This is a genomic window from Selenomonas sp. oral taxon 126 (assembly GCF_001683335.1).
Taxonomy (GTDB): Bacteria; Bacillota; Negativicutes; order Selenomonadales; family Selenomonadaceae; genus Centipeda.
In genome coordinates this window covers 344,728-370,805 of record NZ_CP016201.1, presented here as the reverse complement: position 1 = coordinate 370,805, position 26,078 = coordinate 344,728, and the positions used below count along the sequence as shown (strand labels likewise).

General features: G+C 57.4%; 24 protein-coding genes and 1 pseudogene. 21 read left to right on the top strand and 4 right to left on the bottom strand.

Features of this window, described 5'->3' with window-relative positions:
- The 15 genes from AXF19_RS14900 to AXF19_RS01515 all read left to right on the top strand — a co-directional run.
- Positions 1-376: formate dehydrogenase accessory protein FdhE (locus tag AXF19_RS14900; RefSeq protein ID WP_237141652.1), on the top strand; the 376-nt coding region annotated here is incomplete at its 5' end.
- 36 nt (positions 377-412) lie between these two features.
- Positions 413-1,237, top strand: a complete 825-nt coding sequence (locus AXF19_RS01580; protein ID WP_066844139.1) for a 4Fe-4S dicluster domain-containing protein — start codon at positions 413-415, stop codon at positions 1,235-1,237.
- A gap of 5 nt (positions 1,238-1,242) precedes the next feature.
- The gene (locus AXF19_RS01575; RefSeq protein ID WP_066849950.1) at positions 1,243-1,938 is read left to right on the top strand and encodes a formate dehydrogenase subunit gamma; all 696 of its coding nucleotides are present in this window, start codon (positions 1,243-1,245) and stop codon (positions 1,936-1,938) included.
- 117 nt (positions 1,939-2,055) lie between these two features.
- Positions 2,056-4,056, top strand: coding sequence for a penicillin-binding protein (locus AXF19_RS01570; protein ID WP_066844137.1), 2,001 nt, complete (start codon positions 2,056-2,058; stop codon positions 4,054-4,056).
- A gap of 202 nt (positions 4,057-4,258) precedes the next feature.
- Positions 4,259-4,702: a PTS sugar transporter subunit IIA gene (locus tag AXF19_RS01565; protein ID WP_066844134.1), complete on the top strand. Its 444-nt coding sequence runs from the start codon at positions 4,259-4,261 to the stop codon at positions 4,700-4,702.
- Between the two features lie 149 nt (positions 4,703-4,851).
- On the top strand, positions 4,852-5,787 hold the full coding sequence (cysK, locus tag AXF19_RS01560) for a cysteine synthase A (protein WP_066844131.1): 936 nt from the start codon (positions 4,852-4,854) through the stop codon (positions 5,785-5,787).
- Between the two features lie 267 nt (positions 5,788-6,054).
- Positions 6,055-8,163 (top strand): GAF domain-containing protein, encoded by a 2,109-nt coding sequence (locus AXF19_RS01555; protein WP_237141651.1) that lies wholly within the window; start codon positions 6,055-6,057, stop codon positions 8,161-8,163.
- Positions 8,160-9,062 (top strand): hypothetical protein, encoded by a 903-nt coding sequence (locus AXF19_RS01550; protein ID WP_066844126.1) that lies wholly within the window; start codon positions 8,160-8,162, stop codon positions 9,060-9,062. Before AXF19_RS01555 ends, AXF19_RS01550 begins: the two co-directional genes overlap by 4 nt.
- A complete protein-coding gene (locus AXF19_RS01545) occupies positions 9,055-10,878 on the top strand; it encodes a DUF2194 domain-containing protein (protein ID WP_066844123.1) in 1,824 nt (607 codons plus the stop codon). Before AXF19_RS01550 ends, AXF19_RS01545 begins: the two co-directional genes overlap by 8 nt.
- Positions 10,878-12,320 carry a GT4 family glycosyltransferase PelF gene (gene pelF / locus AXF19_RS01540; protein ID WP_066844120.1) on the top strand — a complete coding sequence of 481 codons (1,443 nt, stop codon included), beginning with the start codon at positions 10,878-10,880 and terminating at the stop codon, positions 12,318-12,320. The genes AXF19_RS01545 and pelF overlap by 1 nt, the downstream gene beginning before the upstream one ends.
- Entirely contained in the window at positions 12,301-13,773 is a 1,473-nt protein-coding gene (gene pelG / locus AXF19_RS01535) for an exopolysaccharide Pel transporter PelG (protein WP_066844117.1), read from the top strand. Before pelF ends, pelG begins: the two co-directional genes overlap by 20 nt.
- Positions 13,770-15,764 (top strand): peroxidase, encoded by a 1,995-nt coding sequence (locus AXF19_RS01530; RefSeq protein WP_066844115.1) that lies wholly within the window; start codon positions 13,770-13,772, stop codon positions 15,762-15,764. The genes pelG and AXF19_RS01530 overlap by 4 nt, the downstream gene beginning before the upstream one ends.
- A 15-nt stretch (positions 15,765-15,779) precedes the next feature.
- Positions 15,780-16,799, top strand: a complete 1,020-nt coding sequence (locus AXF19_RS01525) for an endo alpha-1,4 polygalactosaminidase (RefSeq protein WP_066844114.1) — start codon at positions 15,780-15,782, stop codon at positions 16,797-16,799.
- 75 nt (positions 16,800-16,874) lie between these two features.
- Positions 16,875-17,201 carry a type II toxin-antitoxin system MqsR family toxin gene (locus AXF19_RS01520; protein ID WP_216634954.1) on the top strand — a complete coding sequence of 109 codons (327 nt, stop codon included), beginning with the start codon at positions 16,875-16,877 and terminating at the stop codon, positions 17,199-17,201.
- A gap of 18 nt (positions 17,202-17,219) precedes the next feature.
- Positions 17,220-17,657, top strand: a complete 438-nt coding sequence (locus AXF19_RS01515; RefSeq protein WP_335674937.1) for a type II toxin-antitoxin system MqsA family antitoxin — start codon at positions 17,220-17,222, stop codon at positions 17,655-17,657.
- 56 nt (positions 17,658-17,713) lie between these two features.
- On the opposite strand, the gene AXF19_RS01510 is transcribed toward AXF19_RS01515, so the two are convergent.
- Both AXF19_RS01510 and AXF19_RS01505 read right to left on the bottom strand, forming a co-directional pair.
- Positions 17,714-18,883 (bottom strand): MalY/PatB family protein, encoded by a 1,170-nt coding sequence (locus AXF19_RS01510; protein ID WP_066844111.1) that lies wholly within the window; start codon positions 18,881-18,883, stop codon positions 17,714-17,716.
- A gap of 16 nt (positions 18,884-18,899) precedes the next feature.
- A complete protein-coding gene (locus tag AXF19_RS01505; RefSeq protein WP_237141724.1) occupies positions 18,900-19,622 on the bottom strand; it encodes a hypothetical protein in 723 nt (240 codons plus the stop codon).
- Between the two features lie 135 nt (positions 19,623-19,757).
- Here AXF19_RS01505 and relB point away from each other — a divergent pair, with 135 nt between their 5' ends.
- From relB to AXF19_RS01490, 4 genes are read left to right on the top strand one after another with little or no spacing between them, the layout of a single operon-like run.
- Positions 19,758-20,015, top strand: coding sequence for a type II toxin-antitoxin system RelB family antitoxin (gene relB / locus AXF19_RS01500; protein ID WP_066844106.1), 258 nt, complete (start codon positions 19,758-19,760; stop codon positions 20,013-20,015).
- Positions 19,981-20,247, top strand: coding sequence for a type II toxin-antitoxin system RelE family toxin (locus tag AXF19_RS01495; protein WP_066844103.1), 267 nt, complete (start codon positions 19,981-19,983; stop codon positions 20,245-20,247). Before relB ends, AXF19_RS01495 begins: the two co-directional genes overlap by 35 nt.
- A 12-nt stretch (positions 20,248-20,259) precedes the next feature.
- Complete coding sequence (locus tag AXF19_RS14895) at positions 20,260-20,481, top strand: DUF1068 domain-containing protein (RefSeq protein WP_237141649.1); 222 nt, start codon at positions 20,260-20,262, stop codon at positions 20,479-20,481.
- Entirely contained in the window at positions 20,478-21,155 is a 678-nt protein-coding gene (locus AXF19_RS01490) for a class I SAM-dependent methyltransferase (RefSeq protein ID WP_237141648.1), read from the top strand. The genes AXF19_RS14895 and AXF19_RS01490 overlap by 4 nt, the downstream gene beginning before the upstream one ends.
- 3 nt (positions 21,156-21,158) lie before the next feature.
- On the opposite strand, the gene AXF19_RS01485 is transcribed toward AXF19_RS01490, so the two are convergent.
- Positions 21,159-21,500 (bottom strand): hypothetical protein, encoded by a 342-nt coding sequence (locus AXF19_RS01485; RefSeq protein ID WP_066844099.1) that lies wholly within the window; start codon positions 21,498-21,500, stop codon positions 21,159-21,161.
- 28 nt (positions 21,501-21,528) lie between these two features.
- Positions 21,529-21,900: a cupin domain-containing protein gene (locus AXF19_RS01480; RefSeq protein ID WP_066844096.1), complete on the bottom strand. Its 372-nt coding sequence runs from the start codon at positions 21,898-21,900 to the stop codon at positions 21,529-21,531.
- 126 nt (positions 21,901-22,026) lie between these two features.
- Here AXF19_RS01480 and AXF19_RS01475 point away from each other — a divergent pair, with 126 nt between their 5' ends.
- Positions 22,027-25,185, top strand: coding sequence for a UvrD-helicase domain-containing protein (locus AXF19_RS01475; RefSeq protein WP_237141647.1), 3,159 nt, complete (start codon positions 22,027-22,029; stop codon positions 25,183-25,185).
- 1 nt (position 25,186) lies between these two features.
- Positions 25,187-26,078, top strand: a pseudogene (locus AXF19_RS01470) (hypothetical protein); the annotation flags it as partial.

The window sequence follows — 26,078 nt, the reverse complement described above, 5'->3', positions numbered from 1 at the left end:
ACCGGAGTTCCGCGAGAACTTTTGTCCCGTCTGTGGACGGCGGCCGGTGATCGCAGATCTTCGCAAACACCGTGAGGGACGAATCCGTCATCTTGTGTGCGGCGGCTGCGGTACGCGTTGGCTCTATGCGCGTGTTGGCTGTGTCTACTGCGGCAATACGAATCTGGAGAAGATGCACACCCTTGAGCCGGAACATGACAGCGCGATGCGGCTGGATATCTGCGATGTCTGCGACAGCTATATCAAGACCTATCGCGGCCCCGTAGACGGCAGTCCGGAGGATGCTATCTACCGGCAGGACTGGGCGAGCGTTCATCTCGATCTCCTTGCCGAGGAGAAGGGGCTTCATAAAAAGGGAAACCCAATATTAGAATAGAACATTTCAATGCACATAAGGAGAGGAGTAAGCGTCATGACACAGGAAATTGCAATGCTGCATGATATGTCGCGCTGCACTGCGTGCCGCGGCTGCATGGTGGCGTGCAAACAGTGGCACGACCTGCCGCCCGATATGGACACACCGTTCGAAGGGCAGTACCAGTCGCACAAGGATCTCAGCTCACGCGTCTATACGCTCATCCAGATGAAGGAGCGCGTTGACGACAAGGGGAAGTTCCACTGGGACTTCTTCAAGAAGAACTGCTTCCACTGCGGCGATCCCGCCTGCGCGAAGGGCTGTCCCGAGAACGCCATTGACCGCAATGAGAACGGCACTGTCGTCATCAACGAAGAGAAGTGCGTTGGCTGCCACTACTGCGAGCACAACTGCCCGTGGCACATTCCCAAGATTGACGAGATTCGTCACAAGTCCACGAAATGTGATCTCTGCTACGACCGCATCGCACACGGCTACGAGACGACGGGAGAGATTCTGAAGCCCTCGTGCGCCAAGACCTGTACGGCACACGCACTTGAGTTCGGCACGATTGAGGAGATGAAGCAGCTCGCGGCGGAGCGCCTCGCGATGATCCAACCGAACCATCCGAACGCGAACATCTACTGTCCCGAGGGGGTCGGCGGTACGCACATGATCTACGTCCTGCCCGAGAAACCCGAGGTATTCGGATTGCCGGCGAACCCCTCGACGCCGCTGTCCATTGATCTCTGGAAGGCAGGCCGTGCCTTTACGAAACTTGCCATCGGCGGCGCAGCTGCCGGTATCGTCGGTGCCATGGTGCTCACGAAGATGATGAAATCGAGCGCCAAGAGCGCGGCGAAGGATCAGGAGAAGGGGTGAGCACGATGCTGATCAACAAGAAATATGTTCCGCGCCACGAGAAGGCATTCGCTGTCTGTCACTGGCTCAACGCATTTGCGTTCTTCATGCTGTTCGTCACGGCTCTGCCGCTCTATGCGGACACCTTCCGCTTCATGTACGACATCTTTGGTGATAAGACACTCATGTACGCGCACCGCGTATTCGGCGTCATGTTCATCTTGACCCCGATCGTCGGCTTCATCATCGCGCGCAAGGGCTATATCATCATGATTAAGGAGATCTTCAGCTTTGGCCCGAAGGATATGGAATTCATGCAGAAATTCCCGATCGAGCTGATGGGCAAGGATCCCCACATGCCCCCGCAGGGCTTCTACAACGGCGGTGAGAAGATGAACATCGCCCTGCAGCTTGCCCTCTCCGTTGTCATCGTTGTCTCCGGTCTCATCCTCTGGATGGGCGACAGCATCCTGCCCGCAGCGATCACGGCGTATGCCATCCCCGTTCACAGCATCTGCGCGGCGGTCTGCTTTGCCGCAGCGCTCGGGCACATCTACCTCGCGGCGGGCGTCAATCCTGACTCCCTCCACGGCATGGTGGACGGCACGATCAAGGCGTCCTATGCCGCACATCACCACGGCGCATGGGTGAACGAACTCATCGCCGAGGGCGTTGTGACGCGTGAGGAAATCGAGCAGGCGGAGAAGGAAGATCATCACTGAGCCGTCTCGTTGAATATCAAAGCCGCTGCAATGCAGATCGCATTGCAGCGGCTTTTTTTTCATGCCCGTTTATGGTATGATGACACGGGAAATGATTTGATGAGCGGGAGGCACATGATGAAGAATGTTCGGGCGACGGTACAGGGGCGCATAGGGTATGTTGCCCTCATTATGTTTGCAGTCCTCGTTGTACTGACCATTCGCTATGCCTATCTGCAGGTCATTCAGGGCGATGCACTCGCACAGCGGATGCGCGACCAGAGCGGCTATGAGTTCCGCATCCAGTCCCTGCGCGGTGCGATCCTCGACCGCAATGGCAAAGAGCTTGCCGTCAGCAACATGACGAAATCGCTCTTTATCGATCCGAACCATGTCTATGAGTCGCATGATCCTGCGGCGATTGCGGCGGATATTGCACCGGTCATTGGGCTCACGGAGCAGGAGATCCTCGACGACATCGCCGTCGGCGGCGGCTTTGTCTGGGTCAAGCGGCAGCTCGAGCACGAGGAGTACGAGGCTGTGCGCGCCGTCATCCGCGAGAAGGGGTATAGCGACTGCCTCGGCTTTCAGAACGAGGCGAAGCGCTACTATCCGAACGATGCACTCGCCGCGAATGTGCTCGGCTTCGTCGGTACGGAGGACAGGGGACTCGACGGTGTGGAGCAGGCGCTCGATCCGTTGCTCAAGGGCGAGGTGCGCGAGGAGCGCCTGACGGTTGACGGACAGCGGCGCCCGATTCTCGACTCCATCTTCTTCGGGCGGCGCACCTATCTTGGCGACTACTGCAAGACAGTGGTGCTGACGATCGACAGTACGATTCAGTTTATGGTGGAGCAGGAGCTTGACCGTGCGATGGCGGAGAACAATCCCGCCTCGATTACGGCGATCGTCATGGATCCGAAGACGGGGGAGATCCTTGCGATGGCGTCACGCCCCTCGTATAATCCGAATCGTTTCTGGGAGTATCCGCAGGACAACTGGAAGAACCGTGCCGTCTCCTTTATCTACGAGCCGGGTTCGACGTTCAAGGCGATTGTCGCGGGTGCGGCGCTGCAGGAGGGCATCGTCACGCCGAATCAGGTCTTCTTCGACCCCGGCTACGTCATGGTCTCGGGCCGGCGCATCCAGAACTGGAGCAACGAGAGCTATGGCGCCGTCACCTTCACCGACATTGTGAAGAACTCGCTCAACACGGGCTTTGCGCAGGTCGGGCTCTCGCTTGGCGCGGAAAAACTCATGCACTATACGCGGCTCTTCGGCTTCGGTGAAATCACGGGCATCGATTTGCCGGGTGAGGAGGAGGGGCTGCTCTTCAAACCGGAGGATATGCGTGACTCGGATATCGCGACCACCGCCATCGGGCAGAGCATTGCCGTGACCCCCTTGCAGCTCGTGACAGCGATGTCTGCGATTGCAAATGGCGGCACGCTCATGCGCCCACATATTGTGCGCACGATCAAGAACCCCGATGGCTCCGTCTATGAGGAGCGCTCACCGCAGCCAATTCGTGAGACGCTGCAGCGCACGGTGAACCGCACACTCATCGGCCTCCTCGAGCAGGTCGTTGCAACGGGCGGCGGTGCAAAGGCGGGGGTCAAGGGGTATCGCATCGCGGGCAAGACCGGCACGGCGCAGAAGATCCGCCTCGATTCCTCGGGCTATATGGAGGGGCGCTACATCGCCTCGTTCTGTGGCTTTGCTCCCGTGGAGGATCCGATCTTCACTGTGCTTGTCATGATTGACGACCCAAGCGGCGGCAATTTCTACGGCGGTCAGATCGCCGCGCCTGTCGCCTCGCGCATCTTTGCGCAGCTCCTGCGCTATGCCCATGTCGAGCCGTCGAGCAATCCCTTTACCCGGACGGAGGAGGTCGAGGAGCAGCCGCAGGACAGAGGCGACAAGGAGAAGCGCATGGAGGCGGCCGCAACACCGCCCGAGGGCAAGGCGCTCGTGCCCGATTTCACGGGGCTCTCCCTGCGTGAGGCGGCGCGTCTCGCCGAGCAGCGCGGCCTCTTCTTCGAGAGCGAGGGCACGGGCGCTGCCGTCTCCCAGAGCCTCAGCGTCAACGACATTGTGGAGCAGGGAACGCACATCAAGGTCTATTTCACGCCGACATAAAATGGGATAACCTCCTGTGTTCAAAAAAAGAGGGACAATGCGCCCTCTTTTTCTGTTGCACTTCATATACTGTATTGTTTTTGTTCGATACTTTTGATTTGAAAAAAATCTCAGATGAACTCGGTTGAAAATACTTGCTAAAAATGGAATTATTCTGTACAATAAAAACATACTGGAATAAGATGAGCTATAGGAGGGCATTATGGTAGGAGTTATTGTTTGTGGTCATGGCAGTTTGCCCCAGGAATTTGTACGTGCTGCCGAAATGATCTGCGGCACGCAGAAGAACATGTCAGCCGTTTCTTTCCAAATGTGGGAGACGCCGGATCTCGTTCGACAGAGGTATGAGGCGGCAATTGAGGAGCTGGACTGCGAGGACGGCGTGCTCTTCCTCTGTGATCTCTTTGGCGGAACACCATTTAATGAAGCGAGCCGTTTGGTTGCTACGGATGAGCGTTACGGTATTGTCACAGGGGTGAATCTGCCGCTGCTCATTGGACTCCTGGCTGCACGACGCAAGCTCAACGGATCGCTTGCAATACGCGATCTCATGACGGAGATCAAGCGCATGGCACATGAGGGCATTGCAAGTCTGCATATGGGTGATCTCAATGTAGAGGATTTGGCGAGTGGTGTCGCCTCCTAGACTGCGTGATTGCTCTTAGAGCTGTCGCATGAAACATTCTCATGCGGCAGCTTTTTATATTTCCTATTGACATCCGCTAAAAAAAGCAGTAATATATACCTACTTTTTCACTATGTTTACTTTTACTAAAAATTAAAGGAGAATCCATCATGGCAAATATCTATCAGTCGGTGACGGAGCTGATCGGGCGCACACCGTTGCTTGCGGCAAAATCTTTTGCACGCGCGTATGACATTCCGGCAAATATTGTGGTCAAGTTGGAGTATTTCAACCCCGCAGGTTCTGTGAAGGATCGCATTGCGATTGCGATGATCGAGCAGGCGGAGCGCGACGGCAAGATTGCGCCGGGGGCGACGCTGATCGAGCCGACGAGCGGCAATACGGGCATCGGCATTGCGGCGGTGGCGGCTGCGCGCGGCTATCATGCGATCCTCACGATGCCGGAGACGATGAGCGTCGAGCGCCGCAACCTGCTCAAGGCATACGGCGCGGAGATCGTACTCACGGACGGTTCGCAGGGGATGAAGGGCGCGATTGCACGCGCCGTCGAGCTGCAGAAGGAGATACCGAATTCGTTCATCCCGTCGCAGTTCGAGAATCCCGCGAATCCCGCAGTGCATGAGCGCACGACGGGACCCGAGATCTGGGAGGATACGGACGGCAATGTGGACGCCTTCATTGCGGGCGTTGGTACGGGCGGCACGGTATCGGGCATCGGGCGCTATCTCAAGAGCAAGAAGCCTGCCGTGCACGTTGTCGCCGTGGAGCCTGCGGACTCTCCTGTCCTCTCGGGCGGAAAGCCGGGCCCGCACAAGATTCAGGGCATCGGTGCGGGCTTTGTCCCCGCGACACTCGATACGCAGGTCTACGATGAGGTCATTCAAGTGAAGAATGAGGACGCCTTTGCCTACGGCAGGGAGTTCGCACGCCGCGAGGGGGCGCTCGTCGGCATCTCCTCGGGCGCGGCGCTTGCAGCGGCGGCACAGCTTGCACGCCGCCCGGATTTCGCGGGCAAGACGATTGTTGTACTGCTGCCCGATGGCGGCGACCGCTATCTCTCCACAGATCTTTTTGCTGATCGATAGGGGGCTGGGTATCTGCTTCTTTAAATAAAAACAGAATAGCGCAACAAAAAAGAATAAACAAAGATTTAGAAAAATAATATTTATAATAAAACCTGTATAAAAGCCTTGCGACAATGTACCCAACCATATATACTAAATACAATATGGGTGATTGCATACAGGAAAAGATGGCTTGACTTCAAACATCATAGAAGACGACCGCACATCTGTATCGCATGAGGATTGGGACAATGGGACTGGCATATGGGTACATGGACAAAAAAAGTAATGTTCGTGGGACTCCCACGCTATTTTGAACAGCTTCTTGCAGCGTGTTTCCGCAAGGAGGCGTGGGAAGTCTCGCGCATGGCGTCGGGTGAGGAGAACGCGCCGCAGGGGATTCAGACGTACGACTGTGCAGTTGACAGCGAGGAGGCAAAGACGGTCTTTGCCGTGCAGAATCTCGATCTCCTCGTCTATCGGTTGGAGCGTGACCCCGCGTGTGCTACCTCCCGCCTCGACGCGCTTCTGCGTCTGGCGATAGGGGCGCAGGTGCGGCGCATCTTCCTGCTGTCGAACGACGAGGTGTTTGCGCCGGGCACGCAGCCCGTGGAGACGGATGCGCCTGCACCGCAGACGGAGATGGGGCGTCTCCTCGCACGTCTTGAGAGTATCGGGCTGACCTACCGCGCACAGGGCGCGCCCGTCTCTATTCTTCGCTTTCCGGAACTCTACGCACCGGGACAGACGTCCGACGATGGATTCATCGGACGTCTTTTTGGTGCGCCTTTGATGCGGCGTCCGCTCCCGCACTATCCGAACGCGGAGGCTGTCTCCTGCGGACTTCTCGACGCGCGCGATGCGGTCTTTGCCCTCTATCAGGCGGCGGCGCGTGACTTTTCGGAGGCGCATCTTCACATTGCTGCGCCGCACGGGACGACGATGGCGGAGCTGTATCAGATCTGTTCCGACTTTTTCCCCTGTATGGATGAGCAGGGTGAACCACGCGAGCCGAACGGGCGTGCCGTCATGCGGAGTGCGGTCATCGAGGAGCAGCTCGGCTGGCGTTCGCGCCGTCCGCTTGCCCCGGGGCTGAGGGAGACGTACGAGGCGATGGAGGCGTCTCGCGATGCCTATGTGAGCGACATCCGCGCATTCTCACGCCGCGCATGGCTCGGGCGCATTCTTCTGCAAATCATCCCCTATGCGGAAAATTTGGCAGGCGCGCTCGTGACTGCGGGCATTTCCTATTTGCAGGGCGGCTCGTCCGTCAACAGCATGACGGCGTTTGACTTCGCCTTCATCTACATCGGCTGTATGGGGCTGCTCTACGGCAAGCAGCAGGCACTCATTGCAGCGCTGTTTTCCTTGATCCTACTCATTCACAACCTGCTTGGGGCGGGCGGTGATCTCGTCGCCATGCTCTACAACCCGCGTGAGTTCCTGCATTTCGTCTCGTATTTCTTCGCCGCCGTGCTGACGGGGTACTTCGCCGACCGCGCGAGCTATCAGCAGCTCTCGGACAGCCGCATCAAGCGGCGTCTCCAATACCGCTATTCCTTCCTCGAGAAGATCTTCAAGGAAAATCTCGCGGTGAAGGATCGCCTCTATCGTCAGATTGTGAACTCGGACGACAGCATCGGGCGTCTCTACCGCATTGTCTCCCGTCTGGACTCGGTCGAGACGGAGAACCTCTATACGCAGACGGCGGCTGTGACGGCAGATATTTTGAGCGTCAAGGATGTTGTCGTCTACATTGTGGGGGAGGGCGGCTATTATCTGCGTCAGAAGGTGCGCCTCGGCAGTCATACGCACGAGCTGCCGCGCTCCGTGCGCGTGGAGGATAATCCCTACCTTGTGCAGATGCTGGATGAAAAGAAGATCTTCGTCAACCGTGACCTCATCAAGGGGCTGCCCGATCTCGCCGCGCCAATCTCATACGATGGGCGCGTCATTGCCGTGCTTCAGATCTACAATCTGGATTTCGAGCAGTGGAGTCTCTATGAGCAGAATCTCCTCTCAATCACGGCGCGACTCGTCTCGAGCTCGCTTGGGCGCGCGTACGAGTGGGATAAGGAGACGGCGGGGCGCAAGTATCTCGACGGGACGCGCATTCTGCGTACGGAGGAGTTCGAAAAGGTCATTGAGGAGTTCCGTGAACGCCGCCGTATGCAGCCGAATTACCCCGTCACACTCCTTGCCATTGACGTGCAGGGGCGCAGCTACAGCGAGCTGGATCATCAGATTGCAAACAGCATCCGCGGTGAGGACTTTATCGGCGTGACGCCGAAGGGAGTCTCCCTCCTCCTGCCCGATGTCGCGGGCAAGACGCTGGACATGGTGCGGGAGCGCCTGATGAAGGTGGGCATCGCAACAGGGGAGAGTCAGGCGCTATGATGTGGGACGGATATTTCGGAGAAATGCTCGTCATTTCCTACATCGCACTGACCCTCCTCTATGTGCTCTATGAGCGGCAGATGCGGGGGACGATCTCGGCTGCAGCAAAGGGCGGCGTTGTGCTTACAATGCCTGTCGCGGGGCTCCTCATCCTCGTTCTTTACGAAATCCTCGGGCACGCGCTCGGTCTGATGAAGCGCACGGGTCCGAAGGAGGACGAGGAGGATCTGAGCATGTCCTTCGGAGAGCACGCATACAGCGGGGATATTGTGCCGCTGCGCGATGTGTTCCTCGTGGACGACCCGAAGCTCAAACGCAAGTTTTTCACAGATGCAATCAAGCAGGATGTTGTGGAGCGTCAGGCGATTCTCAGCGAGGCAGTGCATGACAGTGACCGCGAGATTGCCTACTATGCGGTGTCGATGATGACGGCGCATATGGAGCAGCTGAGCGAGGAGATCTACGCACTCGAGGAGGCAATGAAGCACGGTGCGGATGATGACGATCTGCTGAACGAATATGTGGACAAGGTGCGTGAGTTCCTCCTGCGTCAGTATGGCGATACGGTGACGCGGGAGCAGCAGCGTGAGCGCTATATGGAGATGCTGCGGATTCTTGCGGAGCGTCATCCCGATCACCCCGCCTACTATGCGGAGGGGATTCGCGAGCTCATTCGCAGCGGGCGGCTCGCAGAGGCAAAGGAGCGCTGTGCGGAATTCCGCGCACAGCATCTCGGGGAGGAGCTCCCTCTGCTGCTCATGCTTCACCTTGCACAGGCGGCGCACGATATGACGCTCATGCAGGAGTCGATCGACGCGATGAAGAAGCTGCCGGTGCGCCTCAGCAATGAGGCAATGCAGGCAATCCGCTACTGGGACGGAGGTGGGGCTCGTGAATAAGCGCAGTCTCTGCATTCTCCTCTGTATCGCATTCGCGCTAGGTCTGTTCTTCCAGTACAGCCGCATGGACGGCTTCCTTCATCTGGGCGTGGCGGACAATGCACTGCCGATGGGCGGGGTTCTGCGCGCTGCGCCGACGGAGCAGATGCCGCGTGAGAAATTCCTCATCATCTACGATCCGGAGGATGTGCCGAGTATGTATGCGCGGCACAATATGGAGAAGATCCTCACGGAAAAGCGCAAGGCGTTCGAGAGCCATCCGCTGACGGAGAGCCTTGCCGTGGATGCGTCCTATCGGGGCGTGATCCTCGCGACGGGGCGGCTCGGCGCAGCAGCGAGTCTGCCCGCCGTGCTCGACTATGCGCGCGCGGGCGGCACGCTGCTCCTCCTGCAAAAATTCGAGCAGGAGGAGGATTTCCCGATCTCCGCCGATGTACTGCAGACGTTCGGCGTCGCGCAGATGGGCGCGACCAAGGATGTGCGGGGGATTCATCTCCTGACGAATTTTCTCGTCGGCGGCAAGGATTTCCGCTTCGGCGAGGGAACGGTCTATACAACGCACGCGAATACGGTCACGCTGACGGCGGACACACAGGTGCATATCGCCAGTATCGATGGGACGCCGCTTCTCTGGGAAAAGCCGCTTGGCGCGGGACGAATCTATGCCTATAATGGGGTGGAGCGCGACGACAAGACAAACGTCGGTATTCTGACCTCGATGATTGCGCATTGTGGTCAGGATACGATCTATCCCGTGGTCGGGGTGAAGATATTTTTTATCGACGATTTCCCCGCGCCCATTCCGGAGGGCTATTTTTACAAGATCTACGATGAGCTGGGCGTGGATACAGAGACGTTCTACCGCAAGATCTGGTGGCCGTTCATGCAGCATCTCGCAAAGGATGAGGACATCCGCTATACGGGCGTCATCATCGAGACGTACGGGGCGCAGGTCAAGGGACCGTTCCATCCGCTCGGTGGGAGAGCTGCGCGCGACGGGCTCATCATCTACGGGCGCGAGCTCCTCAATATGGGCGGCGAGCTCGGTCTGCACGGCTACAATCACCAGTCGCTCGCGCCGGATGGCTACGGGCAGGGCGAGCTGGACTATGTGCCGTGGGCAAGTCAGGCGGATATGGAGGAGTCGCTGCGGGAGTTGCGCAACTATATTACGTCCGTCTATCCGAACTATATCTTTCGCTCGTATGTGCCGCCGTCGGATATTCTCAGCCCCGAGGGCAAGCAGGCGGTGGAGAATGTCTTCCCCGAAGTGAAGGTGTTCGCCTCGCTCTTTGACGGTCCTGCGGATAAAAAGGCGTACTATCAGGAGTTCGAGCGTCAGCCGAACGGTGTCTACGAGATCCCGCGTATCAGCTCGGGACACGCCGCAAGCGGTCTGATGTATTGGCAGGAAATCGGCGTACTGAACTATAATGGTACGTTTGCGCACTTTGTCCATCCCGATGAAATTTTCTACGAGGAGAGCAAGGACAGCAGTTGGGCGGAGATGGAAAACGGACTGAAAAACTTCATGCACGATGTGAACAGGCGCTTCCCGTGGCTGACGGCGACAACCGCCTCGGAGAGTATTCCGTACTACTCGGACTACTTCGATATGGACTACCGCGTGCGGCGGACGGATGAGGGGATGACCCTCTATACATGGGGCTGCAGCGGTGAGCTGCGCTTCCTCCTGCGGACGGCGCATGAGATCGACCGTACCGAGGACTGCACGGCGGAGGTTGCGGATGACGGCGTCTATCTCATCCGCACGAGTGCCACGGAGGCGCATATCTACTGGAAGGAGGCAGAGTAATGCGGATTTGTCTCCTCGCGGAGGGGTGCTATCCCTACGTCGTGGGCGGGGTGTCCTCGTGGGTTCAGATGCTCATGACGGGGCTGCCGGAGCATGAGTTTGTCATCTACTCCGTCGGGGCGGAGGCGAAGGATCGCGGTAAATTCAAGTACAAGCTGCCCGAGAACTGTATCGGGGTCGAGGAGTCCTTTTTGGATGAAATTCTCTCCCTGCGCGGATCGGAGATGATGGAGAACATCCTCACGGGGGAGGAGCAGCAGACGCTCTACGAGTTTGTGAGCGGGAAGCGGGAAGTGCCGTTGAAACGCCTCGCAGAGATTTTTCACTACGGACGCTGGAAATCGCCGCTCGCAGTATTCATGTCGAGTGATTTCTTCGACATCATTGTCCGCGTCTATCGTGAGGAGTACAACAACCTGCCGTTCACGGATTTTTTCTGGACGATGCGTTCCATGCTCCTGCCGCTCTTTTATCTGCTCCAACAGAAACTGCCCGAGGCGGATGTGTACCACAGTGTCGCAACGGGCTACTGCGGTGTGATCGGTGCGATGGCGGCGACGATCTACAACAAGCCGTATATGATTACCGAGCACGGGATCTATTCGCGTGAGCGCGAGGCGGAGATCATCAAGAGCGACTGGGCAAAGCCGGATTTCAAGGGTGTCTGGATTCGCTATTTCTACTATTTGGCAAAGCTCTCGTACAATACGGCGGATCATCTCTACACGCTGTTCGAGCACAACGGGCAGATCGCCGCCGATCTCGGTTGTGCGCCCGAGAAGATCCACATCGTACCGAACGGCGTGCATATGGAGCGGTTTACCCACATCCCGCCGCTCGTGGATCACGGCGGGGCGATCACGATCGGTGCGGTCGTGCGCGTTGTGCCGATCAAGGACATCCTCACGCTCCTGCGCGCGTTTGCCGTCGTAAAGCGTGAACTGACGGACGCGCAGCTCTATGTTATGGGGGGGCTCGAAGAGGATCCCGACTACGTGGCGGTCTGCCATCGGACGGTGCGGATGCTCGGGGTGGAGGATGTGATCTTCACCGGCTCGATCCCCGTGGCGGAATACCTGCCGAAGATGGATATTCTCGTGCTCTCAAGCATCAGTGAGGGGCAGCCACTCGCCGTGCTCGAGGGATTCTCTGCGCACCGCCCCTATGTGACGACGGATGTGGGCTGCTGCCGCGAGCTGATCTATGGGGACAGCAACGACGATCTGGGGACGGCGGGCGCGGTGGTCGCTCCGATGGACTACGAGGCGATGGCGCACGAGATTCTGCGTCTTGCACGCAGCTACGAGCTGCGGCGGGGGATGGCGGAGGTCGGTTTTGCGCGGACGAAGGCGTACTATACCTACGAGCAGTTCATTGACGCCTATCGGAACGCATATGAAATAGAGGGAAAGGAGGCGGCTCATGGCGGGCGTCGGATTTGAGCTGAAGCGGCTGTTCCGTGCACGCACGGCGGCGGGACACATCAAGGCGTATTCCTACTCTGCAATCGTGACGACGGGGCCGTTCGCCCTTCTCACGAGTATGGTGCTCGCGATTCAGATGCTCTTTCAGATCTACGATGCGGGTCTGGATGAGTCGGCAGTCTTTCTGGGGGCGGTGGTCTATTCCTTCGTCTTTTCGCAGCTGCTCTCCTGCGGCTTTACCATCGTTCTGACGCGCTATCTTGCGGACTGTATCACGGTGCAGCACTACCGTGATGTGACACCGTCGATGTTCGGCATGAGCGCGATTCTGCTCGTGCTCGGGACGATCGCCTCCGTGCTTTTCTTCTGGGGCAAACCTCTCGCATTCGAGCTGAAACTGCTCGCACATCTCTTCTTCTCTCTGCTGCTCCTCGTCTGGGTGGGCAGCGTCTACCTTACGGCGGTGAAGAAGTTCAAATATCTCATTCTCGGCTATCTCGCGGGCGTACTCATCAGCCTCGCGCTGGCATTCGTCTTTCTGTATATGGCCCTGCTTCCGCCCGCTGCGGCGGCGCTGCTCGCGATGGATGTCGGGATGGGTGTGCTTGTCCTCTTCTTCTTCCTCTATGTGACGAGCCGCTTCGGTCTCGCACGCGATGGAATGCTCTTTGCGTTCCTCCCGTACCTCGGACGGCATGGGCGGCTCTTCATCGGGGCGTTCGGTTATACGCTCGGGCTCTTTCTGCCGAACATCATCATCTGGCAGGGGCCGTGGGGCGTATTGATTCACGATACCTTCCTCTATGCGCCGCGCTACGATGTGGTTGTCTTCTACGCGCTGCTCTCGATCCTGCCGCTCACGACGATGTTCGTGGTGAAGGTGGAGACGCATTTCTACGAGCGGTATGCGCATTATTTCACTGCAATCACGCATGGCGGCAACCTCCACATGATCGAGGACGCGCGCAAGGATCTGCTCTACGTCATGTGGTTCGAGCTGCGGCAGGCATTTGAGTTCCAATTTGTCTTTACGCTGGTCTTCCTCGCGTTTGGCAACTATGTGCTCTCGTTCGCGGGGCTGGACTACAATGCGGTCAATATGTTCAACGTCATGCTCTTTGCGGGCTTCTTCGCGGGCGCGCTGCAGGTGTTCATGATTATGCTCGAGTACTTCGACTTTCAGAGCGGGGTGTGGCGAATCGGTGCGATTGCCGCCGCAGCGAATCTCGTCTTCGGTGTCGTCAGTCTCTATCTCGGGGAGAAAAGCTACGGATTCGGGTTCTTCCTCGCGACGGCGCTTGCGCTCGCCTACGGTGTGTGGGCGCTGATGCGCTTCGGGCGCGGGATCAACTACTATGTGTTCTGTGCGCAGCCCGTCTTCTATCAGGCGAATGCGGGGATTTTCTATACGATTGCAAACTGGCTCTACGGGGAGGAGCTTCCCGATCTCGAAAGGATGGAGAAGGCATGAGCATGATGCGAAAGCCGGCGCGGCGGCGCGGCGCACTCCTGCGGTCTGCGGCGGCGTGTGCGCTCTGCTTTGGAGCGATGGCGGACGAGGTATCTGCGGCGAGTCACGATACACTGCACGATGTGCCGGGGTATTTTTCCTACATGATGAATGTGGAGGGCGAGATCCGCACCTATCATGCGGCGGTGGAGGGGCTGGCGCAGGCAAAGATCGACCTTGAGAACGCCAAGCACAATCTCGTCGAGGCGCGCGCAGGTGCGGCGGATGCGGCGCAGAACCTCGTGCTCGTCGGGCACAATCTGAGAGCGGCGGAGGATCATCTCGCTGCCGTCCGCATTGCGCTCTCCGTTGCAGAGGAGGCGCGCACGCAGCGCACGGCAGAGGCGATTGCCGCGCAGCAAGCGGAGGCGGACTATGCGCCTACGGTCTATGCGCAGCGCTCGGAGCTGGAGGATCTCTATGCGCGCGCGAACGCCCTCGCGTCTGCGAGCGGCGTCACCCCGGAGGGCGAGACCCGCGCCGAGGTCGTTGCGCGCGTCCTGCGCGAGGTCGGCTATGAGCAGAACCGCATCGTCGACGCGCAGATTATGGTCGAGGCGGCACTCGCGGGCGGTTCACCCACGGCACAGACGGCGGGTGTCTCGCCGCTGGATCGGATCACGGCGCAGGTCGAGGCGGGGCAGGCGGCTCTGGATGCGATCGAGGCGCATTTCGATGCGCTGACGGCGGCACGCGAGGCGGCGGAGGACGCGGAGCGCGATGCGCGCGAGCTGGTCGCGGACTATCAGGAGGAGCTCAAGGCGAGCACGGATGACCTTGCACAGCTCCGCAGCGATCAAACCGAGGCGGAGAACTACGACCGCGCGGCAAAGGCATGGGCGACGGAGGCGGCGCGGGACGAGATCAGCGCAGCAGAGCAGCTGGCACGCAGCGAGCACGAGATGAAATACCTCGGCGAGGGCAGGGGCTGGCAGTCGGGGCTCGAATACTACGCATGGCAGGGCGACCGCGCAGGACATCAGCTCTATATGCCGCTCTCGTACTTCGAGCGTACCCATGCGGGCAGGACGAAGCTGGATTATGGTTTGTCGACGGGCTATGTGAAGTCGGATACGGGCTATGAGAACGGGAGCGTCTCGGGCTGGACCGATACGCAGCTGAGTGTTACACTGCGGAATGAGAAGCCGATCAATCGTATTTACTATGGATTTGCGCTGAATGTGCCGACAGGGCAGAGTCGCTTTGCACGCTATGCTGTCGTTCCCGAAGGGCTTGCGCGTTTCACGGATTTTGGCGCGGGATGGCAGTACATCCCAAGCATCGAGATCGTCCATCTCATCACCGAGCGCGACCGCCTGACGGGACGCCTCAGCTATGCCATCCGCAGCGGCTACGACTATTCGAAGGAAGTGCCGAGCGCGCACGTCTCGCCGGGCAATATTTTCTCACAGGAAATTGAGTACCTCCATGCGGGGGAGAAGAAGCAGTACATGGTGCAGCTCTATCACAACTCGACCGAACGCGCGGAGCAGGATGCGGCGGATACGGACACGGGGACGATTGTGGGAAAGAACCGCTACCGTGACGGCGACGACTGGGAGCTGCGATTCTTCCACAATCAGCAGATCTCGAAGAAGAATGAGCTGCGCTTCTATACCATCTATGCCCTGACCGAGGCGGCGAGCGGTATTGCCTCGCAGTCGGTCGCGCGGCAGTACTATGGGCTCGGGCTGCGCCACCGCATCTCGGACAAACTCACATGGCAGATCATGGCGCACTATGCGCACGTCAACAACACATCTGATCCGTTGCGTACTGCGCTCAATACGGGCGGCGGATTCAGTCGCCGCTCCCTCGTTGGAGGTTTGGAGTGGAAGATCTCGGAGCGCAGGAATTTCACCTTCCAGACAGAGCGCTTTGTCCGCAGCGATGAGGGCGGATTTGGCTACAACGGGTGGGCATTCACGCTCTGGTATCAGGAGACCTTGTAAACCACAGGAGGACATATGGGGAAGATCAAAAAGGGCGTTGCCGCATTTCTCGTGGGGGCTGCGGGGCTGTTTGGTCTCAATCAGCTGCCGCACGCCTGCGGGCATACCCCCGAGGAGCATCCGCAAGAGACACGCGTTGTGCCGGAGACGGCGATGGTCGATCTTACGGTGCAGCTTGGCGACTATGCGCGGGCATGTACGCCGTCCTTTCTGCTCGTCGGCAACGGTCCCACGGGGCTGCTCGAGGTGACGGAGGACAACTCTGAGGAGAATGTTGCGCGCCTCATCCGTGCACTCGACGGCTTCTTTATGGAGTCCCGCTTCTATGCCGGCTATGAGGAGGATGGGGAGAAGGCGGAGCGCAACGACAGTGAGACGGATGAGTTTCTCGCTGCAATGCTGCGCAAGCCACTGCTCGCGGGCAAACAGGTCTTTATCCTCGACTATGTAAAGGGCAAGAAGATTCGCCATGTGCAGGAACTGGGCGCGGCGGAGGGCTATGTCGCCGACGGCGGCGACCGCCTTCTCGACGTGATTCCCGACCGCCGACCGATGCACGAGAATGCGGACGATGTCACGCAGCTCAGGCAGGTGAAGAACTTCCTCGTGCTGCTGAATCCCGCGCATTTCAAGACGCGCGAATCCTATATCTCCGCGCTCGCCGCGACGAATTACGATCTCCTCATTGTCGATCTCTACTATGACGACCGTCCACTCACGCGCGAGGAGACCGCACTCCTGAAGCGCAAGGCAAACGGCGGGCAACGCCTCCTCCTCTCCTACATGAGCGTCGGCGAGGCGGCAGACTATCGCCCCTACTGGCAGAGCACATGGAAGAATGAGCGTCCGCACTGGCTCGCAGAGCCGAATCCCGCGTGGCCGGGCAGCTACAAGGCACGCTACTGGTCGCAGGAATGGCACGACCTCCTCTACGGCAGCCCGAACGCCTACCTCGATCTGATCATGGCGGCGGGCTTCGACGGCGCCTTCCTCGATGTCATGGACGCGTGGCAGTATTTTAGGGAAAATGAATGATAGGGAAAGACCTCCTCGAGATCGGGGAGGTCTTGTTTTTTACACCATTATGGTGTAAAGTTGGAGAGAGAAAGGATGATGGTGTTGGAGAGAAAAATTTATCCGATTATGGACAAATATACGCCGACCTATGATCTTGAGAATTTTAAGCAGTCAAACTTTTCGATCACGACCACGGCACTTCTGTCAGCACATGAGCTCGGTTTTGAAATGGAGGGAATTCGCGGAGTTGTAGCGGCAATGAAGAAGGATCAATTCTATAAGTCCATGACCTCGAAGTATAATCATAAAGTCTGGCAGGATGTCTACCATGTGCCGTTTAGCGACTACCTCCTCTATATCAAGTTTACAGCAGAACAAGAAATTTCGGAATTTCGATTACTGTCCTTTAAGGAAAAATAAAATGAAATGGAGTGAATTATGATGGAACAAAAAGATACGATCATTGATCCTGAGACAGGTGAAGACTTGCATCGTGGGGTCAGAAAAGTTACATTTTCTTATAAAGGGGAATCTATCGAAATCGATATGCCAGGGTGGTATTCGGAGGATGGAGTGCGGGGGGTACATTCTCAGGAAGACACAAAGGTATCTGATCATGTGCTCAATATCATGAAGGCAAGAGTGGAAGGGCTTCCCCTCCCTACCGAAATCCGCTCGATTAGGAAGAAGTTCCAACTGACACAGGAACAGGCGGGCACAATCCTCGGCGGCGGTGCGCGCGCGTTCCAGAAGTACGAGTCGGGCGAGGTTCTGCCGAGCAGGACGATGGCGAATCTGCTGCTGCTCCTTCAGGAGTATCCGCAGGGTCTTGAAATTCTGCGGGCACGGCGTAAGGAATTGGAGAAAATTGGATAAGAACGAAAAATAGGAGACACGGCGAAGATGCTGTGTCTCCTTTTTTGTACCGCCCGTTAGGCAAATGCCACGGCGAGATTTTTGAGCCCCTGCTCGAGTGTTGCCCACGGACAGGCGATGTTGATGCGCTGGAAGCCGCTACCGCCCGCGCCGAAGATCGGACCGTCGTCGAGCCAGAGATGCGCGTCGCGGATGATTTTCTCGTTGAGCGCTTCGTCCGCCAGTCCGTAGGCGGAGAAGTCGAGCCAGAGGAGATATGTTCCTTCGGGTTCGATCAGCTTTACCTTCGGCAGATGAGCAGCGATGAACTCCTTTGCACGCACGTGATTCTCTTCGAGATAGGCGAGGAGCTGTGTATGCCACGCTGCCCCGTGCTCATACGCTGCCTTGGCACCCGCAAGACCAAGCGTATTCGGCTCGTCATAGCCTGTCCTGCTCAGCTCCTCCTTGAAGCGGCGGCGCAGTTCCTCGTTTCGGATGAAGATGTTGGAGATCTGAAGCCCCGCGAGGTTGAAGGTCTTGCTCGGCGAGGTGCAGGTGAGCGTGATTGCCGCTGTCTCCTCCGAGAGCGAGGCAAACGGGATATGACGGAAGCCCGGGCGCACGAATTCCTCATGAATCTCGTCCGCGACGACAATGACGTTGTGACGCAGGCAGATGGCGGCAAGCTGCTCGAGCTCCGCGCGTGTCCAGACGCGTCCAACGGGATTGTGCGGGCTGCACAGGATGAAGAGCTTGATCTTGTGCGCGACGATTTTCTGCTCGAAGTCCTCGAAGTCGATCTCGTAATGTCCGTTTCTGAGGTGCAGGGGATTATCGATAAGGGTACGATCATTTTGGCGAATCATGTTCGCAAAGGGATAGTAGACGGGCGGCTGAATGAGCACGCTGTCATTTGGGTTCGTAAAGGTGCGGATAGCGGCTGCGACAGCAAAGACAACACCGGGGGTGACGATGAGGTCACGTCGCTCTATCGTCCAGTTATGTCGCGTTTGAAACCAGTTTTGAAGAACGGTGAAGTAGTCGTCCTTTACCTGCGTATAGCCGAAGACACCGTGATCGGCGCGCTCTTTGAGCGCTGTGATGACGGAGGCGGGGGCGCGAAAGTCCATGTCCGCGACCCAGAACGGCAGGATGTCTGCGGGGTAGCCGCGCTCGGCGGCAAAGTCGTATTTCAGACATGAGGTGTTCTTACGGTCGATGATTTCATCAAAGTTGGTAGGCATGTTGATTATCCTTTTATTATGCGTCGCCTGTATTCTTATTCGTCGGAACGACAACGGCACTCCGATCGGCCTTCTTCTTTCCTGCCGCAGTTTTTTGGTATTCCCTCAGTGCGGCAAGCGCGGACAGCGAGTCCGGCTGCAGAGCCTCCAGCTCTGCCCGCTCCTTCTCCTGTGCCTTGGTGATCTCTGCGTCGCGGTCGGCGCGCTCCTGTATCGCCTGTCCGCGCAGCTTCATATTGTGGTGCTCTTTTGCCTTCATCTCGGATTCCAGACGGCCGATTTGGGACTGATACAGGCTGCGCTGCTTCTCGATTTCTTTGTCAGTGGCAAATCCATCTGTCACAAGCTTTTCGAGTCTCTCTACGTTTCCGTGCAGCTCACTCAGCTTGTCCTCGTCCGTCATGCCCGCGCGCTTCAACTCATCTGCGCGCTTTTGCAGCTTTGCCTTGTCCTCGTCCGTGAGGTCTGTGTCCGTCTGAATGCGATGCTCGATCTCTGCCGCCTGTGCCTTCTTTGCTTTTTTATCGGCGAGCTCCTTATCATTCGCTGCAAGCGCTGCCTCGGCGGGTGTCAGATCCTCCTCCATCTCGGCGCTCTCGCTCAGGGACTTCCCCTTTGCGCTGATATAGACCTCGACTGCTCGGTTCAGAATCTCCGTCACCGTATTCGGCTTCCCGCTCTGCGCCTTGCCCGCCGCATTCTCTCCATGCAGGAAGGGCAGCTTGCCCGAAATCTGCATTGTACTCACGTCACCATCTCCAATCCGTGGAATACGAAACTATCCAATAGTATTATCGGCATTTATCCTTTCATATTAAATGATTTGACAAAGAGAAATGCTTGTAGTACATTGTAACCAAAAGGAGGGATGAAGATGAGTTTTTCGATCAGGCTTACGGATACGGAGAAGGCGCTTGCCGAGAGCTATGCGAAGCTGCACGCGATCTCGCTCGGCGAGGCGTTCAAGCAGGCGCTCTTTGAGAAGATTGAGGACGAGTATGACATTGCCCTTGCCGAGGAGGCGTATGCAGAGTATGTGAAGGGCGGCAAGCAGGCAAAGCCGATTGAGGACTTGTGGAAGGAACTGGATCTGGAAGATGACGTACAAGGTACAGACAACGTTCGCCTTTGATCGGGAGTTCAAGAAGCTGGATCGCTATACGCAGCGGATTATTCGCGGATGGATTGCAAAGAATCTTGTGCACTGCGAGAATCCGCGCGCGTTTGGCAAGGCGCCCACGGCGAATCGCAAAGGGCAGTGGCGCTATCGGATCGGTGACTGCCGTCTGATCTGCGCGATTGAGGACGATCAGCTCATCATCCTCGCACTTGCCATCGGACACAGGCGCGAAATATACTCATAATGTCGGGGTGCGATGGAGACGAACGATGAGCAAAGGGAGAGGTCGTTCATGCTGTTGATGGAAGAAAAGTTTGTCGAATATCTATGGGAGCAAGGATTCTTCTCGGAGGAAGACCTCGTCGGGAAGCGCTGCCTGATCGTCGGTGGGGAATATCTGCTACGGGAGAATTATGTCACCATACTGAACGCGAGGCTGATGCGGCGGAGGTTCCGCAGATTCCCCTGTTCCATGTGAGAAGCGGGAAATGCCTTTCTCCGAGCGGTGCGCTGCCTCAGGGGTATTTCGATGAGGAATCGGATCTCGATGCCATCGGGATAAAATATCATACGGACAAGTGCAGTTTGGAGCATAACTATCTCCACAAATATGCGTTCTTTTTGGAGAGGTTCCGCATGCAGTCGCTGCGTCTGCTTGAGCTTGGCGTGTTTAACGGATCAAGCCTCAGAATGTGGCAGGAGTATTTTCCGCATGCGGAGATCTTCGGTGTTGATATAGAGGAAAGGGCGCGGCAATACGAGGAGGCGCGCATCCATATCATTCAGGCAAACCTCGCCGACTCTGCACGAGTGATGCGCCTGAGGGAGATAGCGCCGCAGATCATCATCGACGATGCCTCGCATATTGTGAGCCATCAGCTGCTTGCACTCTTTACTCTGTTTGATGTGTTGCCGAGCGGCGGCGTCTACATCCTTGAGGATTTGGAGACCTCGCTGAATCCGGAGCAATTCGAGGACGGTTATCGCGACGCGCCGATTGATGCCTATGAGGTCTGTGCGCGCATTGCGCGCGTGGCGGCGCGTAAAGTGCCCGACGACGACAGCCTGTACGCCGAGCACATCAACCGCATCGGCATGGCAGTGGAACTCGTCTCCATCATGAAGGGGAGTGTTGTATTGATCCATCGCTGACGATCAGCTGAAATGATCGTCGTCGTAGCCCTCATTCCAGTCGCCCCAATCGTCATAGATATCCTCTGCGGGCGGCAGATCATCCTCATCCCCGTACCGATCTTCCACAGGATAGTCCCATGTATCGTCGGGATATTCGTCCGTTGCGATGGGAGGCTTCTCTGCATGCCCATCCCCGTCCGCGTGCGGCAATATCCCTGCGGTACTGACATCGGGGCCGATGAGACCGAACAATTTTGCCGCGATATATGTGCCAAACACGGCGATCAGCAGCTTTTTCCACCATGCGAGCGGCTTTGGCGTAGGGGCTGATTTTGTCCTTGGACGATGTGATTGTGCGGGCATTTTCCTTGCCTCCACTTACGTCTGTGGCTCACCCCTCAATGGGGAAATAATCTGCCGGAACGGGTGCAAGGATGCCGACGAAGATAAAGTCCTCCGTGCCCGTATTCTTCATGCCGTGACACATGCCCTTCGCCGAGACGATGACATCGCCCTTTGTGATGGGACGCTCCTCATTGGGCGTGGGATAGAATACGCCCTCACCCTGTATGCAGATCCAGATATCATCCGCCTTGGCATGCCCGTGCGGCTTGATTTCCTGTCCCGGCTTTAGCACCCAGACCACGCCGCTCGTCGACTCTGTACTGTAGATCGGCGTGCGCGTGGCGACGTCGCCCTCCTTTGCCACGTCGAAAAGACGATAGCGACGCGTCTCAAAGTCGTTTGTAATCAATGTGCTCATGATGGATTCTCCTCTCAAAAACTATTTGTTGAAATATTCTCTGCTATTATATTCGATGTTTGCTGTGTAAATCCTTTTATCTATTGATTTTTGCGCGAAGAATGAATTATAATAAACATGTAATGTTTGGCGGATGTTTCAAATGTGGCACGGGGGATTGCTATGGCGACGATGATCGATGCGAAACCGGAGTACCGCGGGGAGGCAAAGGTTTGGGAGTGTTTGGAACGCTTTCTTCCGCAGAGCATTGTGGCGTACAACAACCGCGAGATCAACGGGCGGGAGTACGATTTCTGCCTGCTGATCGAGGATATGGGCGTGCTTGTGATCGAGGTCAAGGGCTGGCTCGCGGATAAGCTTACGGTGCGCGGCGTCGACGAGATCGTGGTCGAGGGCTATGAGAAGCCGCAGCGTTCGCCGAAGAAGCAGGCGCGTGCGTACCGCTTCGCACTGCTCAATAGGATCGCAGAGGAATACAGCCTCAGTCCCTGCGTCTTTGATATGGTCTGCTATCCGTTTATCAGCGCGGAGGAGTATCGGAATACGCGGCTGGATACGGTGTCGGAGGAGCAGTTTACGATCTGTCGGGAGGACTTGGAGCGTGCGGATGCGCTGCTGGGGAAAATACGGCGCGCCTACGATGCTCTGCGCTATATCCCGCACGATGCGCTGACCGCCGATCTGATCGTGCGTCTGCGGCAGGCGTGGGAGCCTGCCTATGAGCCGCCCGTGCAGGAAATGGCGGGTACGGCGCATCCCTACTCCATCCTCTCGGTGCATCCGAACGAAGTCACGCAGGCGGAGATTGAGCGGATGGTCGCCGCGTATTTTGCGGGCACGAAGCACGTCGTTTTTCTGGGTGATCAGGAGAGCTATGCGCGCGTAGCCGAGGTGTTTCGCCGTGCATTCGCGCAGCGCAATATCGAGCCGCTTGCGCATGGCTTGCAGATCGGACATCGCAGCGGTCTCGTCGTGGGCGGGCGCTCCTTCCGCAGTTTTCATCTCGAGGTCTATCTGATCGACCACCTGGATGAGATCACAGCATCTGCCGTCTTCTATGAGGAGGGGGAGGGGGCGGAGCGTTTGCTGCTCGAGCGCCTGTCCGCATCGTCGGACTTCAACGATCAGCAGTATCTGGTCGAGCATGCACCATCGGATCGCAATGTTCTCGTTGCAGCAGGGGCGGGCACGGGCAAGACCTTCTCCATGGTCTCCCGCGTCGCGTTTCTGTGCAGCAAAAAGGCGGATGCTGTCGCGCATTTGGAAGAGGAGATCGCGATGGTCACCTTTACGAATGACGCGGCGAATAATATGAAGTCCCGCCTCAAGCAGATGTTTGTCAACTATTTCATCCTGACGAATCAGCCGCGCTATCTGAAATTCGTGGAGGATGTGGATCGCGCGCACATCTCAACGATTCATCGCTTTGCGCTTGAGATTCTGCGCACCGCACCGCTCTATACGGGGCTTGGCACGAATTTTCGGATCGGATCGAATGAATATCTGCGCGGAAAACTATACGATGCATATTTGGGGGATTTTCTTGCGCGCGCAGAGCAGGAAAATCCTAATTTTATGCATGAGATTCCCGTCCCCTCCTACGAACTTAAGAGAAAGCTCATGACGATCGCCGACCGCCTCCTGACGAAGAGCGTCCTGCTGCGCGAGATCAAACGCGCACAGATGGGCGTGGAGGTCAACGGCGTTCTGCCTTTCAACGATCTGATCGAGCAGGTCATGCTGCCTGCCGAGGAGGCATATGCGACGTCGATGCACGACGCGAACGAGATCGACCTGATGGAGTGCATCATCCTGCTGAATCAGGTGCTGCGGCAGATTTCCGGCACTCTTGCGTCGCTGCGGCTCAGATACCTGTTCGTGGATGAGTTCCAGGATACGGACGACGTGCAGATTCAGACGTTTCAGCTGCTGCAAAAGGCGATGAATGCAGATTGCAGATTCTTTGTCGTCGGCGATTTGAAACAGAGCATCTACCGATTCCGCGGCGCGCGCCTCAGCGCGTTCGATCAGCTGCGGAAGGGGAGCCTCTTCGAGTGGGCTGATCCCTACTACCTGACGATCAACTATCGGACGGATCACCGTCTGCTCGATGCTTTTCATGCGGTGTTCGAGGGCATGGGGCAGACGGGCTGTCTGCCGTACGAGGCAAAGGCTGACCGCCTCACGGGACGCGTTGCGGTAGGGACGGCGGGGGAGGAGCTGTTTCTCTCCGTTCCCGTCCACACAAAGGATGAGAAGCATTTTTTTCATGCTGTGATCGACGTGCTGCGTCAGCAGGAGGCGCGGATCGCGGGGATGATGCGCGCGCGTGAGGAGAAGAGGCTGCCGCCGCTCGGCAGGGCAGAGCGAACGATCGCTGTGCTCGTGCGGACGAACTGGCAGGCGGAGCGGCTGATCCAGGCGGCGAAGCAGGACGGCATTGTGCTGCACACGAAGTCCGGTGGCGATCTGTACCAGCTCGAATCCACGCACGATCTCTACAAGCTCCTGCTCGCACTGGGCAACTCCTCGAATCCCCTGCATCTCATCAACTTCATCGAGTCGAACTATACGGGACTGCGGCCTGGCTACCATGTATATCGCGGCATGCGCACGGAGGACTGCGCTGCGGATTTGCAGCGCATATTGGACGAGTTCTTCGGCACGCATATGAATCAGACGTGGCAGGAGATCGTCAGCGCGGCGTACACGCAGCCGATTCTCTTCGTGCTGCGGCGCCTGTACGAAGCACTCCAACCGTGGAAGCAGTACAGCCGCGATGCAGAGGAGCAGCACTACTACCGCGTGAACTATGAGTATCTGATGGAGTGCATGATTCAGTCCGCGAACGTGGACACGCTCACGCTGAACCGCATGACGGGCTATCTGAAAGTCCACATCATGACGAATCAGAAGCGCGCCGCACGCGAGAGTGCTGCGGACGATGCGGGGATTCGCTTTGTATGCGCTACGGTGCACAAATCCAAGGGGTTGGAGTACGGGGCTGTCATCCTGCCATATACGGACGAGGATATCGGCAGGGTGCGAAAAATGCAGCTGGAGGCGAGCTATGCCGACACAAAGCTCTCGTACATCGTTCCGTTCGGCAACGATCTGACCGAGAAGAATTCAAACTACGATAAGGACGTGGAGGTCGAGGAACAGATTGCGGAGGAATCCCGCATGCTCTACGTTGCGCTGACACGCGCCATTCACAGCTGCGTATGGATACAGAATCTGGACAGCAAAGCCGCTGTCAGCTGGGGCTCTTTGATGGAGGAATGAGATGTCGATCACAATCTATACATACAAGGATCCCTATCAGCTGAATCGCGAGCCATATTGGGACGAGATTCGCACCTGCCCGTATTTTTGTGCTGCGCAGACCCTCGTCAACGGACTCCGTACGCTCTATACGGCGGATTTCGTGCAGGGACGCGTGACGACGGTACAGAACTTGCTGGCAGCGCTGTTCAAAGACTGGGAGAGTACGGCGCATCGGATCAAGCAGCACGCAGCGATCGACAACGCGATTGCCAATCAGACGGTGGCAATGTCGGATCCCGTTCTGCAGGAGCGTATGGAGCGCGCCTTTCTGTTTAACCGCGCAGAGGTCTTCGACAGCCTTCGCGTCATGGCGGAGCTGGACGTGGATGTGAATGAGGTTAGCCGCGATCAGCTGACGCCCGAGCAGGACTATATCGTGGCACTCTTTCAGAGCCTCTGCGCTGCACGGGAGACCGCTTTTAATCTATCCTGCGACTTCGATGAGGCGTTCGTCGATGCGGCGCTGCTGGAGGCGCTGCGGGGGGCATCGCAGGGGGCGGCGGATGATCTTCATCTGGATGCAGACCGCATTGTGATTCACGGTGTGCATCAGTTCACGCCGCTCATGCTGCGCGCGATCGAGCGGATTGCGGCGTACAAGAAGGTGATCCTCCTCTTTCAGCATCAGGAGCAATATGCGGCTGCCTATCAGACGTGGGTTGACATCTATACGGCATTCGATCATCCGATCACGGCGTCTGCAGGCGCGGAGCTGCGCCCGAACCCCGCGCACAGTGTCAGCTATGAGGGGAATGTGTTGGCGGACAGCCTTGGACAGCTTATCAACGGGAATGTCGACCACATCTCCGCAGGTCATCCATATGAGATCATGGAGTTCGACAACATGACGG